Annotated in this window: 13 protein-coding genes, 1 pseudogene and 1 other annotated feature; of the genes and pseudogenes, 9 read left to right on the forward strand and 5 right to left on the reverse strand. The window is 36.1% G+C overall.

All coding sequences use genetic code 11. The annotated features are described in order from the left end of the window. Nucleotides 1–55: 55 nt before the first annotated feature. Nucleotides 56–1046 (reverse strand): annotated as a pseudogene (gene trpS / locus A194_RS16810) (tryptophan--tRNA ligase). Nucleotides 1047–1134: 88 nt separating this feature from the next. After that, nucleotides 1135–1332 (reverse strand) — a binding site (T-box leader). 219 nt (nucleotides 1333–1551) lie between these two features. Here trpS and A194_RS0100800 point away from each other — a divergent pair. The 3 genes from A194_RS0100800 (at nucleotide 1552) to spxA (ending at nucleotide 4397) form a co-directional block, all read left to right on the forward strand. Then, nucleotides 1552–2769 (forward strand): putative glycoside hydrolase, encoded by a 1218-nt coding sequence (locus tag A194_RS0100800; RefSeq protein WP_017184982.1) that lies wholly within the window; start codon nucleotides 1552–1554, stop codon nucleotides 2767–2769. 275 nt (nucleotides 2770–3044) lie between these two features. Further along, nucleotides 3045–3635, forward strand: coding sequence for a GNAT family N-acetyltransferase (locus A194_RS0100805; protein ID WP_017184983.1), 591 nt, complete (start codon nucleotides 3045–3047; stop codon nucleotides 3633–3635). Nucleotides 3636–4001: 366 nt separating this feature from the next. Further along, nucleotides 4002–4397: a transcriptional regulator SpxA gene (spxA, locus tag A194_RS0100810; protein WP_017184984.1), complete on the forward strand. Its 396-nt coding sequence runs from the start codon at nucleotides 4002–4004 to the stop codon at nucleotides 4395–4397. Nucleotides 4398–4457: 60 nt separating this feature from the next. On the opposite strand, the gene A194_RS0100815 is transcribed toward spxA, so the two are convergent. Then, a complete protein-coding gene (locus tag A194_RS0100815; protein ID WP_017184985.1) occupies nucleotides 4458–5138 on the reverse strand; it encodes a TerC family protein in 681 nt (226 codons plus the stop codon). 316 nt (nucleotides 5139–5454) lie between these two features. Here A194_RS0100815 and mecA point away from each other — a divergent pair, with 316 nt between their 5' ends. The 4 genes from mecA to pepF all read left to right on the forward strand — a co-directional run bounded on the left by mecA (nucleotide 5455) and on the right by pepF (nucleotide 11121). Further along, nucleotides 5455–6150 (forward strand): adaptor protein MecA, encoded by a 696-nt coding sequence (gene mecA / locus A194_RS0100820; RefSeq protein WP_017184986.1) that lies wholly within the window; start codon nucleotides 5455–5457, stop codon nucleotides 6148–6150. Nucleotides 6151–6516: 366 nt separating this feature from the next. Beyond that, a complete protein-coding gene (gene cls / locus A194_RS0100825) occupies nucleotides 6517–8031 on the forward strand; it encodes a cardiolipin synthase (RefSeq protein ID WP_017184987.1) in 1515 nt (504 codons plus the stop codon). 46 nt (nucleotides 8032–8077) lie between these two features. Further along, the gene (locus tag A194_RS0100830) at nucleotides 8078–9235 is read left to right on the forward strand and encodes a competence protein CoiA (protein WP_017184988.1); all 1158 of its coding nucleotides are present in this window, start codon (nucleotides 8078–8080) and stop codon (nucleotides 9233–9235) included. 80 nt (nucleotides 9236–9315) lie between these two features. Next, nucleotides 9316–11121: an oligoendopeptidase F gene (gene pepF / locus A194_RS0100835; RefSeq protein WP_017184989.1), complete on the forward strand. Its 1806-nt coding sequence runs from the start codon at nucleotides 9316–9318 to the stop codon at nucleotides 11119–11121. 377 nt (nucleotides 11122–11498) lie between these two features. On the opposite strand, the gene A194_RS0100840 is transcribed toward pepF, so the two are convergent. From A194_RS0100840 to A194_RS0100850, 3 genes are all read right to left on the reverse strand, one after another. Beyond that, on the reverse strand, nucleotides 11499–12413 hold the full coding sequence (locus A194_RS0100840) for a ClpXP adapter SpxH family protein (RefSeq protein WP_237718727.1): 915 nt from the start codon (nucleotides 12411–12413) through the stop codon (nucleotides 11499–11501). 5 nt (nucleotides 12414–12418) lie between these two features. Further along, complete coding sequence (locus A194_RS0100845) at nucleotides 12419–12802, reverse strand: globin domain-containing protein (protein ID WP_017184991.1); 384 nt, start codon at nucleotides 12800–12802, stop codon at nucleotides 12419–12421. A gap of 123 nt (nucleotides 12803–12925) precedes the next feature. Beyond that, nucleotides 12926–13498: a CYTH domain-containing protein gene (locus tag A194_RS0100850; RefSeq protein ID WP_017184992.1), complete on the reverse strand. Its 573-nt coding sequence runs from the start codon at nucleotides 13496–13498 to the stop codon at nucleotides 12926–12928. Nucleotides 13499–13630: 132 nt separating this feature from the next. Between A194_RS0100850 and yjbM the strand changes: the two genes are divergently transcribed. Together yjbM and A194_RS0100860 are read left to right on the forward strand one after the other, a co-directional pair. Beyond that, nucleotides 13631–14245 (forward strand): GTP diphosphokinase, encoded by a 615-nt coding sequence (yjbM, locus tag A194_RS0100855; protein WP_017184993.1) that lies wholly within the window; start codon nucleotides 13631–13633, stop codon nucleotides 14243–14245. A gap of 29 nt (nucleotides 14246–14274) precedes the next feature. Further along, nucleotides 14275–15084, forward strand: coding sequence for an NAD kinase (locus A194_RS0100860; RefSeq protein ID WP_017184994.1), 810 nt, complete (start codon nucleotides 14275–14277; stop codon nucleotides 15082–15084). Nucleotides 15085–15091: the final 7 nt, after the last annotated feature.

Consider the following 15091-nt stretch of genomic DNA (forward strand, 5'->3'; position numbering starts at 1 on the left):
GGAGAAGGTTAATACCTAAAAAAGCAGAACTGATCGCCAGTTCTGCTTTTAATCCTTATCTTTTCAAATGTACGCGTCCTAATCCCATAGCTTTTTTTGCTTTTTTCAACATTTTGTTAGCGACAAAAGAGGCATGGTCAGAACCTTCGTCTAAAATGGTATCTAATTCTTCAGATTCATATAACTCATGGTAACGTTTTTGGATTGGTTCTAGTCCTTCAATGACAACGTGAGCTAAGTCTTGTTTAAATTCACCATAGCCTTTGCCTTCATACTTTTGTGTAATTTCTTCAACCGATTCACCTGAAAAGCCAGAGTAGATGTTCAATAAGTTTGTAATACCTGGTTTATTTTCTTTATCGTACTCAACGACACCTTCAGAGTCTGTTACCGCGCTTTTTATTTTCTTTTCGATTTGTTTTGGTTCATCTAGGATGTAAATTGTTGCTTTTTGGTTTTCATCCGACTTACTCATTTTGCTCGTAGGGTCTTGTAATGACATAATACGAGCGCCTTGCTCTGGGATATGTGGTTCTGGAACGGTTAAAATGTCATTGTACTTATTATTAAAACGTTCTGCTAAATTACGTGTAAGCTCAATGTGCTGTTTTTGGTCTTCGCCAACTGGGACAACATTTGTTGAATATAACAAAATATCAGCCGCCATTAATGGTGGGTATGTTAATAGACCAGCGGATACGCCATCTTTACCAGCAGACTTATCTTTGTACTGTGTCATACGTTCTAGTTCACCAACGTAAGCAACGCATTGTAAAATCCATGCCATTTGTGTATGGGCTGGAACTTCTGATTGAATAAACAGTGTTGATTTCTTCGGGTCAATTCCAACAGCTAAATATAAAGCTGCTAAAGAACGAATTTGATTACGAAGTTCGATCTTGCGGTACTGTAATCGCATGCTCATCGACAATGCAAAAATAGCAATTATAATCATCTTGTAATTCAGGAAAACGTCTTAAAGCGCCAAGATAGTTTCCGATTGTTAATGAACCACTCGGCTGAATGCCAGAGAATATTGTACTCATCGAATCACCTCATAATATATTTTAGTATGTTCCTTTAACCTAGGTTATTACGTCCAAAACTAAATAAAAAAATCCACTCTTCCCTAAAATAAGGGACGACTGGATTCGCGGTACCACCCTTGTTACCTCAAAATGAGATCACTCAGTGTAAGCTTTTTAACGGTTGCTAACCGGAACACTCAGCTCCAAAGCTCCAATTTCCAACATAACGTATTGCCTGTTCCCACTATCCAGACTCACTGAAAATAGAGGTTATATTGTACTTATGCTTTTTCATAGCATTTAATAGAGTATAAATTTACTGCTTTTATTATATGTAATGTTGAAGTGTGTTGCAAGTCAATCAACCATTTTGACTAAAAATATTGGACTTGCGTTAAAAAGAACTGCAACAATTGTTGGATTTTCTATTTTTCTTACAAGAAATTATTAAAATTTCAACAAATACTGTCAAAAACAGATTATAATAGTAACAGATAGAAAAACAACTTGGGGGAAAGAAACTATGAAGAAGAGCCGGATCATCATCTCATTGATACTTATTTTGGGACTTGTACAATTATTTTCATCTGACTTCGAACTTCATGCAGATGAAACAGAGTCAAAAATGGTAACATTCCATTCTCCATATGAAACAGGACTACAAATTAAAGAATTGCCTGACCCAATGCCCCGCTTTGCATTTAACTCAGGCTTACACTTTGAGTATCCTGATGCTGTTCGAGGCATTTATGTAACGGGACATTCTGCGGGTGGCTCGCGCTTTGAAGACTTAATTGAGTTCATAAATGATACACCGTTGAACTCTATGGTTATTGATGTTAAAGACGATTACGGTAAAATTACTTATGAATTACCAGAAGAAATATATGGACATGAGTTCTCAGACAGCTATATTGATGACCCAAGGGCAATGCTTGAACGCCTTGAAGAAGAAGGGATTTACCCGATTGCACGAGTTGTTGTATTCAAAGATTCTGAGTTAGCTAAGTCAAAGCCTGAATGGTCATTTTTAGAAGATGGTGAAGTTTGGGTTAACGGACGTGGCGAAGCTTTTGTTAATCCGTTTGTACAAGATGTATGGGAATATAACATCGACATTGCAAAACATGCTGTAGAATTAGGATTCCAAGAAATTCAGCTTGATTATGTTCGTTTCCCTGAAGGATTTGAACATCGTGATGAAGATTTAGACTATACACGTGGAGACTATGAAGATGCTGGTTTAGATAACGTTAGAGAGCGTGTGACAGCAGTAAATGAGTTTGTTGAGTATTCATATAATGAATTAGAGTCATATGATGTTGACGTTTCAGTTGATATTTTTGGTTATGCAGCAACTGTTGAAGACGCTCCTGGTATTGGTCAAAATTTCTTAGGTATTTCAGAAAATGTTGATGTTATTTCTTCTATGATTTATCCAAGTCATTGGACACCATATTTCGGTATTTCAGAACCAGACCGTGAGCCGTATAACTTAGTTAATGAGTATGCACAAGTTGAGAATGAGTTGTTAGCTGAGCTTGATGATCCACCGGTTTCTCGCCCGTGGTTACAAGATTTCACAGCTTCATGGTTATATTCTTCAGGCAATGTATTTACTTACGGTCCAGATGAAGTAACAGCGCAAATTCAAGCACTCTATGATAATGATATATACGAATATTTGCTTTGGGATCCAAGTAATAGGTATACGAGAGATACAAACTTTGACCCACGTTAATTCTCTCCTAAAAAGACTTTTGGTTATTTTGCCAAAAGTCTTTTTTTGTATTGAGCGTGTTTTTAGCAAATTTCTTATATTTTAATGGATATGGGAGTTTATATGTGTATATTTGAGGGATTATATGACTGAGGGTAAATAGTCACTTTAAATCAAACTTAATCTAACTGAGCGTCACTTAATGCCGTTTAACAGAATTTTCCCCGTATTCTATAATTAATAATGAAAACGCCATCGTCATTTATGGTGAAAACAACTTAAGAAGGAGTAGATGTATGAACTGGTACGAGAAGTTAAATGAATACTTTCCGGTAGAAGAGATGAAATCAAAGGAACATATGGAACGATTGTTAAAGGAAAGAAGTGATGTGTACTATAAAGATGAAGGTGAGCATCATGTGATGATGTATGTAGAATTTGAATCATTCATTTTTATAGATTATGTATATGTATCAACGAAAGCACGTGGACAAGGGCTCGGTCGAAAGTTATTAAATAAGCTAAAAGAGCGTAATAAACCAATTATTTTAGAAGTTGAACCAGTTGATTATGAAGATACTGATACAGAGAAAAGATTGCGTTTCTATCAACGAGAGGGCTTTAAACATGCTCAATCAATTGGTTATACCCGTCGTTCTCTAGCAACTAACGAAATGAACACGTTAGAAATATTATATTGGTCACCTGATGAAGCATCTGAAGAAATCATATATAAACAAATGAAAAAGCTATACGAACAGATCCATACTTATAAAGATGAAGAAATATACGGTGAATCATACCAACCTGTAGAAGAAGTATTATCGATTGACCGTAATCGAAAATCTGATTTATTTGAAGCGATAAAAGATCCAAAAGGTGTGTAAAATATGGTATAATGAAGAGGTTGCTTATTAGCAGCCTCTTTAATATTTGAGCTAACTTTACATAAGAAGTTTTACCCCAAAATCCTATGATTTGGTGGCAAGCTACTCAAGTAAACATTTCATTTTACCGTAATTTTTTAAAATTATTTATGAAAAATAGGTTTATTATTGGTAATTAAGGGTAAACCAATAATAAGACAGAAATCGATATTGTGAATTTTTCATTACAACTAATCTGACGCTCTATTCAACTACATAAAAATGTTGTATACTTAAGATAAGTTAGATTAGATTAATTCTAAACTAATATCTTTTTCAATATACTTTGTTTCATGTCTAAAGCCGTTTAAAAGGAGAGTGAATGGCATGGTAACTTTATTTACCTCACCAAGCTGTACATCTTGTAGAAAGGCAAGAGCATGGTTGCAAGAACATGAGATTCCATTTGAAGAGCGTAACATTTTCTCAGAGACATTGTCAGCTGATGAGATCAAAGAGATTTTGCGCATGACAGAAGATGGTACTGACGAAATTATATCTAAACGTTCAAAAGTGTTCCAAACACTTGATACGAGTTTAGATCAAATGCCGTTAAAAGATTTAATTGATCTTATTCAAGAGAATCCAGGGTTATTAAGACGTCCAATTATATTAGATGATAAGCGTCTACAAGTTGGTTATAACGAAGATGAAATTCGTCGTTTCTTACCGAGAAAAGTTCGTTCTTTCCAACTAAAAGAAGCACAGCGATTAGTCAATTAATGAACAAGTCCAATATAAAGAAGCCGAACCACTGTAAGAGGGTTCGGCTTTTATCTATTTTTAATAAGCTGCCTTTTTTCTTGATAAGTAACCAATCAATACAGTTATTAAAATGACCGCGATAGGGAAAATCCAGTGCACAAGCGGCATGTGGATGAGTATTGGTTGTAATTTGATTTCTTTCAAGATGAGCTCTGCACTCGTATAAGCTAATAAAGCAGCACCGAAGTAAATGATAATCGGGTATTTACTCATAAAGTGTAAAATCAACTTACTACCGAAAATAATAATAGGTACCGATACTAACAAACCGAACATGATTAAGTATAGGTTTTGGTTGGATGCAGCTGAGATCGCAAGCACATTATCAAAACCCATGACGACATCAGCAATTATGATGGTTTTCACAGCACCGAACATGGTGGCTGATGCAGAAATGTTTTGGTGAGAATCGCCTTTATCCAGTAGTAGCTGGATGGCTATAAAGAATAAAAAGACACCACCAACAAGTTGTACGTATGGGATTGTGAGTAAGTAAATCGCAATCGTCGCTAATAAGAACCGGAACAGTATAGCAAAGGTTGTCCCAAGAATAATGGCCTTATTTTGTAACGATTTAGGCAGGTTTCGGCTCGCCATGGCAATAACAACGGCATTATCACCACCTAAAATAAGGTCTATTCCAATGATGATGAGTACTGCTTTTAAAATATCCCAATTTATATCAAATAAAATTTCCACTAAAAAACCTCCTTTTTATACGTGACAAATTGTTATATATGTTTTAAAATAGTGGACTAAATACAAATAAATGCATGGCTTGTCCGAAGTTTGCTTAGATGTTGTAGCAACGGAGGTTTAACTAGGGCAAACATGGAATTTGTAAAAAGCGAGTCAAAAACATTTTCAATAAAGATCTACCTAACATAAAATATGAACAAGAAGGCTTCTTTATGAAATGATTGAAAGATTTTGATTCAGGGTATTGTAGGTGTAAGGAGTTTTCGGGTAGTCCTTCCCAGCTATTTAATTGCTTATGAGAAGGGAGAGGAGAACAATGGAAATAGAAAGAATTAATGAAAACACGTTAAAATTTTATATATCATACAGTGATATTGAAGAACGCGGTTTTAGTCGTGAAGATATCTGGTATAACCGAGAAAAAGGCGAAGAACTGTTTTGGGAAATGATGGATGAAGTTAACGACCAAGAAGACTTTAGTGTCGATGGTCCATTATGGATTCAAGTTCAAGCGTTAGACAAAGGTCTTGAAATTGTTGTGACAAAAGCTCAAATTTCAAAAGACGGAAATAAGTTAGAGTTACCTGACTTAAATGATGATGACAATAGCTCAGGTGTAACACAAGACTTAGAAAACTTTATGGAACAAAGCTTCCCTAAAGAAGGTTCATCGTCAGAAGAATCAACTCCTAAATCAAAGAAGAAGAGGCATCTAGATGATGACTTAACGTTAACGATTAAGTTTAAAGATATTGAAGACGTTATTTCATTAAGCCAATCAATGAAAGATACGCGTTTCGTTGATGATCGTCTTTACGCTTATGAAAATGAATATTATTTACACATTGGTTTTCCAAATGGCTTCTTAAGCGAAGATGAACAAGAAGATTACATTAGCCAGTTACTAGAATACGGTGAAGAATCAGATAAAACAGTTCATTTCCTAGCTGAATATGGTACGGAAGTAATGGCTGAAAATGCACTTAAACAACTTAGAAAACATTTTAAATAAATAAAATTGGCAAGCTTGCTCGTTGTATGACAAGCTTGTCATTTTTTATTATGAGGTAGGATTTTATCGGCGCTCGTAAATTTTTATCGGCGTTCATCAGCGCTTACACCAAATCGAATATTTTTTTATCCCTCTCTTCAATAAATTATATAGCTAAAATAAGTAGGGTGTTACAAATATAGGGGAATTATTTTTAGTATCTGAAAACTTCCCAAAATCAACTCGGTTGCAAAATTGTAACAATTTTTGTATTGTAAATTTATATCTCGTATATGATTGAGAAAGGGTTTATAAATAACGCTTTATATTAAAAGTTGGGGCAATTCCAACTTTCAAAGAGGGATAGAGAAGAGAGGCTTATGAAATATGCTTAAATGGATACAAGTGCTGTTGTTTACAGCGCTAGTTGTTGGGATCGGATATCTCTCATATGTCATTTGGGAAGGTCGACTTGTTACGACGTTCTCTATTTTTGTGACTCTTTCAGCTATTTTAATTGTATTTATTATATTCATCGAGAATCGTAATCCATCTCAAACGATCAATTGGATATTAGTTTTTGCAGCTTTTCCTGTCTTAGGGTTCTTCTTCTATATTTTATTCGGTCGAAATTATACGAAGAGAAAACGTTATGACGAAAAGCAAGAGCTAGACGAGCAAGCTTTTAGCAAGATTGAAGGGCAAAAACCAATAACAAAACAAGATTTAAATCAAATGGGTGACCACCAGAAAATGTTCTTCCGACTTGCACATGAGCTTGGTAATTCACCTGTTTCATTTAACTCAGAGACGCGTGTATTAACGAATGGATCGGAAACTTTTCCGTCGATTTTAGATGCGTTACAAAAAGCAAAACACCATATTCACATGGAATATTACATTGTGCGTGACGATGAAATAGGTAGTGAAATTAAAGATATTTTAATTAAAAAAGCCAAAAGTGGAGTGGAAGTACGGTTTTTGTATGATGCAGTTGGAAGCTGGAAGTTGTCACAAGAGTTTAAAGAAGAACTTCGTGAAGCAGGGGTTAGGTTTAAAGCGTTTGCTCCTGTAAAATTACCTTTCATCGGTAACCGTATTAACTTTCGTAACCACCGTAAAATTATTGTAGTAGACGGTGAGTTAGGGTTTATGGGTGGTTTAAACATTGGTGATGAGTACTTAGGGAAAAACGCTTATTTTGGTGAATGGCGCGATACTCACTTGCATGTGCGGGGAGAAGCAGTTCGTTCACTTCAAATGATTTTTTTACAAGATTGGCACTATGAAACTGGTGAATCATTGTTAAAGCAAGATTATTTGTCCCCTGAGATGGTATTAAATGACCATGAAGCTGGCGGTGTACAAATGATCGCTGACGGACCTGATACGCAGTGGGAAAATATTAAGAAGTTATACTTTTCGATGATTATTTCAGCGAAGAAATCAATTTGGATTGCTTCACCATATTTCATCCCTGATGATGACATTTTAACAGCGATGAAAGTGGCGAGTCTAAGTGGTGTTGATGTACGTCTATTGGTGCCTAGTGTACCGGATAAGCGGATTGTATTCCATGCTTCTCGCTCTTATTATCCAGAGTTAATGGATGCAGGTGTGAAAGTATCTGAGTATGGTAAAGGGTTTCTTCATAGTAAGATTGTTGTTGTCGATGAAGAGTTAGCTTCCATTGGTACGTCTAACATGGATATGCGTAGCTTTCATTTAAATTTCGAGGTAAACGCGTTTTTATTTCGAACTGATAGTACGAATAAGCTTGTCGAGGATTTTAAAGAAGATTTTAAAGTGTCTCAACCAATTGATCCAGAACAATTCAAACAGCGTTCTATTTTTATTCGTGTTGTAGAATCATTGTTTAGATTATTATCACCGCTGTTATAATGGCGGTGATTTTAATACAATCCAAACTTAATAGGAGTGATGTCTATTGCTAAAGGCTATGAATGAACAAGGACAAGCTGTAATCTCCTTTAGTCAACCCCGTGAAAAATTAGAACAAATGAGGCATGAAACTTTGTTTTGTCCAAATTGCAAGCAGCCTGTTATTTTAAAAGCAGGTGAAGTGAATATCCCCCATTTTGCTCACAGAAGTGATGGGCAGTGCCGTCACGGCCAAGGTGAAAGTGATACCCATTTAAAAGGAAAGATGCATCTAGCTAAATGGTTGTTTCAACAAAAACATCCAATATACCTCGAATACTTCGTCAAATCAATTCAACAACGAGCAGACATTATAACGAAAGTTGGCAAGTTTTACTACGCAATTGAGTATCAATGCTCCCCAATTGAACCACAAGAACTTCTGAAAAGAACTGAAGGGTTTTTATCCCAGCAAATTATCCCGATCTGGATTTTTGGTCCTTCGTATGAACAACCTTTGAAACAAGGATTCTTTAAACTTAATACAGCTATAAGAACGAGCTTACTAGCATCCCCTTATGCGAAAAGTTTAAGATTCTTCACTTACAACCCTAGTCAGTTTACACTTTCTATTCATCATCCATCTACGGTTCACCAAAATTTAGCCTTCTCATCATCAACTACTAAGCCGATCACAAATTTAACTTTTCAAAATCTATTAATTCACGAGCCAACAGAAAACCGAGAAAAGGATCAGTGGTTATTACAAAAGAGGCGATTCCGTACAAAACAAAGGCAATTCACTTCAGATGAAGAAAAAGAGTATTTACAGTTTTTGTATAATAATCGTTTACACCCTCAATATTTACCTGCTTGTATTTACTTACCTGTACAAAATTATCATTTATATCACACACCTATGTATGTATGGCAAACACATTTCATTATGGATGTATTAGATGTAACAGATGTAGAAGACGCTTTTACGTGGCAAGATTTATATGATGGATTAAGTGATTTCTTTTACTCTCGTTTGACTTCAGCTTATCCAAGTTGTGCTGTTCACCCACTTTATGATTACACTTTGAAACTAGCTAAATTAGGTTATATCGAACGAAAAGAAGGTGGAACATTTGTGAAGAAGAAAGAGGTACACTATCCAAAAACGTTGGACGAAGCCTTGCAAAATGACCGTGAATTGCTCGGTCAACTTTTTAATGCTTAAGTAGTTAAGTTTTACAATTACATGAAACTTTTATAAAATAGAGAATAATAAGAAAAAAGTTCTTTTAGGAGGTTACATAAGTGTCAGAAGCTACCGGTTTAAAAACGAGGGAAAAGGTCCCAACAGAATTAACGTGGGATTTGGAAGCTATTTTTGCTACAGATGAAGAATGGGAACAAGCGTTTAAAGATCTGCAACAAGAATTTCCGAAAATCGCAGAGTATAAAGGTCGTATAGCTGAGTCGGCAGACAATTTGTTAGCGGTATTAAAGCTTGAAGATGGATTACGTATTCGTCTACAAAAAGTGTTTGTTTACTCACATATGCGCTCGGATCAAGATACGACAAACAGTAAATATCAAGACCAAGATGCACGTGCTAAGTCGTTAATTACTCAAATGATGAGTGCGTTTAGTTTCGTAACACCAGAGATCTTAGCGATGGATGATGAGAAAATTGAGAAGTTTATTCAAGAAAATGATGAACTTAAGCATTATGATAAGACGTTAAAAGACATTATGAAGTCTCGTCCACACGTCTTATCAGAAAAAGAAGAAGCGCTACTAGCTGAAGTGTCAGAAGTGACTTCAACACCAGGTAATGCGTTTAGTATGTTAAATAATGCGGACATTGAGTTTCCAACGATTAAAGATGAGAATGGGGAAGAGGTTCAATTATCACACGGGCGTTACCGTGAGTTTTTAGACTCTAAGGATCGTTCTGTGCGCCAACAAGCATTTGAAAAGATGTATGAAACGTTTGGTCAGTATAAAAATACTTTCTCAGCAACGTTAAGCGGCCAAGTTAAGAAAGCGAACTTCTTTGCGAAAGCGCGCAATTATAATTCAGCTCGTGAAGCGGCTTTAGATAAAAACAATATCCCTGAAAAAGTGTACGATAATTTAGTCGACGCTGTAAATGAACGTTTATCTTCTTTACATCGCTACATGGATTTAAAGAAGAAAGCTTTAGGTGTAGATGAATTACACATGTATGACATTTATACACCGCTAGTCGATGAGAAGATTAAGGTAACAATTGATGAGGCGAAAGACTATGTGCTTAAAGGTTTAGAGCCTTTAGGTGAAGAATATACGTCAATTGTACAACAAGGTTATGAGGAGCGTTGGATCGACTGGTTAGAAACAAAAGGAAAGCGTAGTGGTGCTTACTCTTCTGGCGGTTATTTAACGAACCCATATATTTTAATGAACTGGCAAGACAATGTCGATAACTTATTTACGTTAGCTCACGAATTAGGTCACTCATTACACAGTTACTATACGCGTAAATATCAAGAGCCACGTTACGGTGACTATTCAATCTTCGTAGCTGAAGTTGCTTCGACTGCCAATGAAGCACTATTAAATGATTATTTATTAAAGACGCTAGATGAGAAGAAAAAACGTTTATATCTATTAAACAACTTCTTAGAAGGCTTTAGAGGTACTGTGTTCCGTCAGACGATGTTTGCTGAGTTCGAACACGAAATTCACCAACGTGATCAAAATGGTGAAGCATTAACTGCTGAGAAGCTTACAGAAATCTACTATAACTTAAATAAGAAGTATTTCGGAGATGACGTCCACGTTGATGAGGCAATTGGCTTAGAGTGGGCTCGTATTCCACACTTCTATATGGGGTATTACGTATATCAATATTCAACAGGTTATTCAGCGGCAACAGCACTAGCTGCTAAAATTTTAGAAGAAGGCGAACCAGCTGTTGAACGTTACAAAGATTTCTTAAAAGCTGGAAGCAGCGAAGATCCAATCGATGTACTGAAAAAAGCAGGCGTTGATATGACGACAAAAGCACCAATTTTAGAAGCATTGGATGTATTCGAACAAAAATTAGATGAGTTTGAAGCATTATTAAGTGAATAGATGATATCAAAAATGAGCCGGCTACTTTAAGTAGTCGGCTTATTTTTGTAATAGCTCATAGAAGCACAAAATAAGCTCGCAGGCCACAAATTTCGACAAAACAATCAAATAAAAAACCCCTCCAGAACAACTCTTGAGGGTTAATGAAAACGTCGCGTCGTGCGACTGAACGAGTTTCTTTGTGTAATCGCAGAAATAAACAGAAATAAAACTAAAAACAGGAGTGGAAAAGAGATCCACCTAGGCACTAATTGCATCATACCTAACATATTAAAGAAAAAAGCACCTATAATCAGAATCAACCAAAAGAGAAGTTGGACCATGTGCATCGTTCCCTTCTTTGATATCCATCATATGGTGCTTTTAATGAAAATATTCTAGTTGTCTTGTTTTATATATTTCCAAAAGGTTCCGTGCTTTACAGGAAAACGGTCTACATTACGAGATAATTGCAGTTTCTTTAACTCTTTTTCTGTCTTTTCTTCCGACCAGTCAAAGACGACGGATACTTCTTTGGATGCGACAAATTCAAAATGATTTAAAAAATCGATAAGTTCTGGTTTTACTGAAGGGCGTGGTTTACGATCCATCACCTCAAATAATGCGCGAATGTAAGTGTCATAATTATAAAGTCCGCAAACTTTCAATCCGTCTTCTTCTTTCTCACGATTGAACATGACCATTGCTGGTGTTTGTTCAACTTCCATCTCTCTAGCAACATGTATGTCGCATTTTAGAGCTTTCTTTGCTGTTTTGGAATGTAAGTCTTTCTTAAACTCCTCTACATCCAAATTGACTTTTTCAGCAACCTCTATTAGCACGTTTTCATCTGAAATGTTTTGTCTGTCTAAAAATAAATATTCGCGTAATTTACGTAAGTACTTTGTACCTAATCGTTGGCCTTGAAGTTCAGCTGCTTTGATCGCCAGTGACGTTAAAATTGGTGTCGATACGGGATTCGATTCAAATCCATTGTCACAGTTCATCCCTGTACGTCTCGAAACTTTTCGCCAAGAAAAGTGACTCTTCGTTCTCTTTAAAGTTGGGACGTTCATTTCGGTTGATTTTCCTGTAACGATCGTGCGCAATTTAAAATAGCAGCCATATTCCATCGCTAGCTTTTTTATATATGGTTCAAAAGACCAACAGTCCGGGCAAAGCGGATCGACAAATAAATATATTTCTACTGGTTTATTTAGTAAGTTACAAAAGTCAACTTGGGAATTATCATTCGATGCAAGATTGTTCATAACATCTGCTGTTTGATCCATCACATCGATTTCCCCTTTCAAACAATTTACTCCGGTGTGTTCATCATATGGTTAGCAGTCATCGTTAGCCTTTCGAAAATAGAGCTTCTGTAAGGCTCATCAATTTCAGCTTCATCTAATGCTTTTGCCATACAATCTAACCAAGCATCACGACGTGTTGGTGTGATTTGAAATGGCATATGTCTAGCTCTAAGCATAGGGTGACCATGTTCTTGAATATATAGTTGTGGTCCACCGAAAAATTGTGTTAAAAATTGTTTTTGTTTTCTTCTCGTTTCGGTTAAATCATCTGGAAAGATCGGAATGAGGTCAGGATGTTCGGCTACACGTTTATAAAAAGCATCTACTAAACGTTCAACAGCCTCTTCTCCTCCGATTGCTTCATAAATGTTTGCTTGTGAATGGGACATATAAATTCCTCTCTCTCTTTGTTCTATATTGTAGCAACCGCTAAGCGCAGTATCAATTAATATGAATAGGGAAATGCTGTTAACAAGGAAACTTCCGATCATTGTGCGATACTGTAGAGGTTGTTATTTTTTTACAGTTGCAAAGAAACGTGCAATTTTATTAGAAGTTTCTCGTTTTTCTATTTGAAATTTCTCTAATAGCTCTGTAAATAGTTGTTTGCCATATTCATAGTCATAAGCCTCGAGTTCTAGTTCATAGTCTTCAGTTTGATTATATTGACTATGGTCTAAAACAATTATATATTGATCGTTTTTCTCTTCGTAGCGGTTTGTTTGTAAAGCACCTTTGTAAGAAAGTTGGTCACCAGTTACGCCGATCTCGTCCAACTGTTTCTTTATATTAAAAGGTAGAGTAATATCGTCGTTAAGCCAGTCGTTGAATTGTTGTTCGGTTATAATGTCATGGGTTTCTAATAGACCGTTTTCGACAGGTTGTTTCAAGGTTGCTATGTATTCACCATTTTTTTCACGAATTCTTAGTGCAGCACGTTTAGAGCGCAATTCAAAATCATCAGTTTCAAAATAGTAGTTAATCTGTTGTTTAATCTGTGAAGAGTCTTTAATATAATGTGCAGCTAAACGTTCGTATTCTTCTTTTGTTAGTAAGTTTTTAAATTCAATTTCAATTTCCTGCATTGTCTCACCTCTCGCTAAACTCATTCCCATTATGCAGGATAAATTTGTTAGATTCAACGATTATGGCAGTGCGGAAATTATGGTACAATGAGTTTAGTGTGAAGACATCATGTGAAAGTGGGGGAGAACCGTTTGAAATGGGATATCTTTTTAGCACCATACAGCCAAGCAGTAGATGAATTAAAGATTAAACTAAAAGGAATGCGTAAACAATTTGATTACGAGTCTCGACATTCTCCCATTGAGTTTGTCACAGGTCGAGTAAAGCCAATTACTAGTATTGTTGATAAAGCTAAAAGGCGAGAAATTCCGATCCCGAAAATAGAAGAAGAAGTACAAGATATAGCAGGTTTAAGAGTTGTCTGTCCTTTCGTGGATGACATTTATGAAGTCGTTGACATGATTCGGGCACGACAAGATTTTGACATAGTAGAAGAGAAAGATTATATAGAGAAAAATAAAGAAAGTGGTTACCGCTCTTATCACGTCATCATTTCATACCCGGTTGAAACGATTCACGGTGAGAAGCGGATTTTAGCTGAAGTTCAAATTCGTACATTAGCCATGAATTTCTGGGCAATTAATGAGCATTCTTTAAATTATAAATACTCTGGGCAAATGCCTTCAGATGTAACACAACGGTTGAAAAATGCCGCTGAAGCTGCATTTCGACTGGATGAAGAAATGTCGAAAATTAGAAAAGAAATACGCGATGCACAAGAATTTTTCCGACGTAAAAAAGATTAGCGTTTTAGACTCGATAAAGGTGGGTTGAAGTGAAGTTTGCAGTACAGTGCCGAGGCGACCAAGCTTCCAAAGAGATTAAATCAAAGTTTAAAAGTTATTTGTCTGAATTTAAGATGGAGTATAACGAAGAAGAGCCCGACTTAGTCATTTCAGTTGGTGGTGATGGTACGTTGTTAGAAGCTTTTCACCGTTATGTCCACAGGCTGAATGAGACAGCGTTCATCGGTGTACATACAGGGCACTTAGGGTTTTATGCTGATTGGGTACCAGAAGAACTGGAAAAGTTAATCATTGAAATAGCGAGAACGCCATTTCAAGTTGTTGAGTACCCATTGTTAGAGTTAACGATTAGACCTGAAGAGTATGATGAAGAACATTGTTACTTAGCGTTAAATGAGATTTCAGTTAAAACGGCTGAAGGTTCTGTCGTATTGGACGTTGAGATTAAAGGTGAGCATTTTGAAACGTTCCGTGGTGATGGATTATGTATTTCGACGCCATCAGGTTCTACGGCCTATAATAAAGCATTAGGCGGAGCAATTATTCATCCGTCACTAGAAGCTTTCCAAATTACGGAGATGGCTTCAATTAACAACCGTGTGTTCCGTACAGTCGGTTCGCCACTTATTTTACCAAAACATCATACAGCGGTAATGAAACCGAAAAGTGACAGAACGTTTTTAATTACGATTGATCATTTAACTATGAACTTTAATCATGTTCACAGTATTCAATGTCGTGTCGCAAAAGAACGTGTTCGTTTTGCGCGATTCCGACCGTTTCCGTTTTGGAAACGCGTGCACGATTCATTTATTTCAAATGAAAGAACAGAATTCTAGGTGTGAG

It is taken from the genome of Alkalibacillus haloalkaliphilus C5, from assembly GCF_000269905.1.
Classification (GTDB): domain Bacteria; phylum Bacillota; class Bacilli; order Bacillales; family Alkalibacillaceae; genus Alkalibacillus; species Alkalibacillus haloalkaliphilus_A.

What these genes read in the sequence shown, in the direction of transcription:
- cls (WP_017184987.1), top strand. Translation starts at nt 6,517, where the DNA reads ATGCTTAAATGGATACAAGTGCTGTTGTTTACAGCGCTAGTTGTTGGG.
- A194_RS0100845 (WP_017184991.1), bottom strand. Translation starts at nt 12,802, where the DNA reads ATGTCCCATTCACAAGCAAACATTTATGAAGCAATCGGAGGAGAAGAG.
- mecA (WP_017184986.1), top strand. Translation starts at nt 5,455, where the DNA reads ATGGAAATAGAAAGAATTAATGAAAACACGTTAAAATTTTATATATCA.
- A194_RS0100805 (WP_017184983.1), top strand. Translation starts at nt 3,045, where the DNA reads ATGAACTGGTACGAGAAGTTAAATGAATACTTTCCGGTAGAAGAGATG.
- spxA (WP_017184984.1), top strand. Translation starts at nt 4,002, where the DNA reads ATGGTAACTTTATTTACCTCACCAAGCTGTACATCTTGTAGAAAGGCA.
- A194_RS0100850 (WP_017184992.1), bottom strand. Translation starts at nt 13,498, where the DNA reads ATGCAGGAAATTGAAATTGAATTTAAAAACTTACTAACAAAAGAAGAA.
- A194_RS0100800 (WP_017184982.1), top strand. Translation starts at nt 1,552, where the DNA reads ATGAAGAAGAGCCGGATCATCATCTCATTGATACTTATTTTGGGACTT.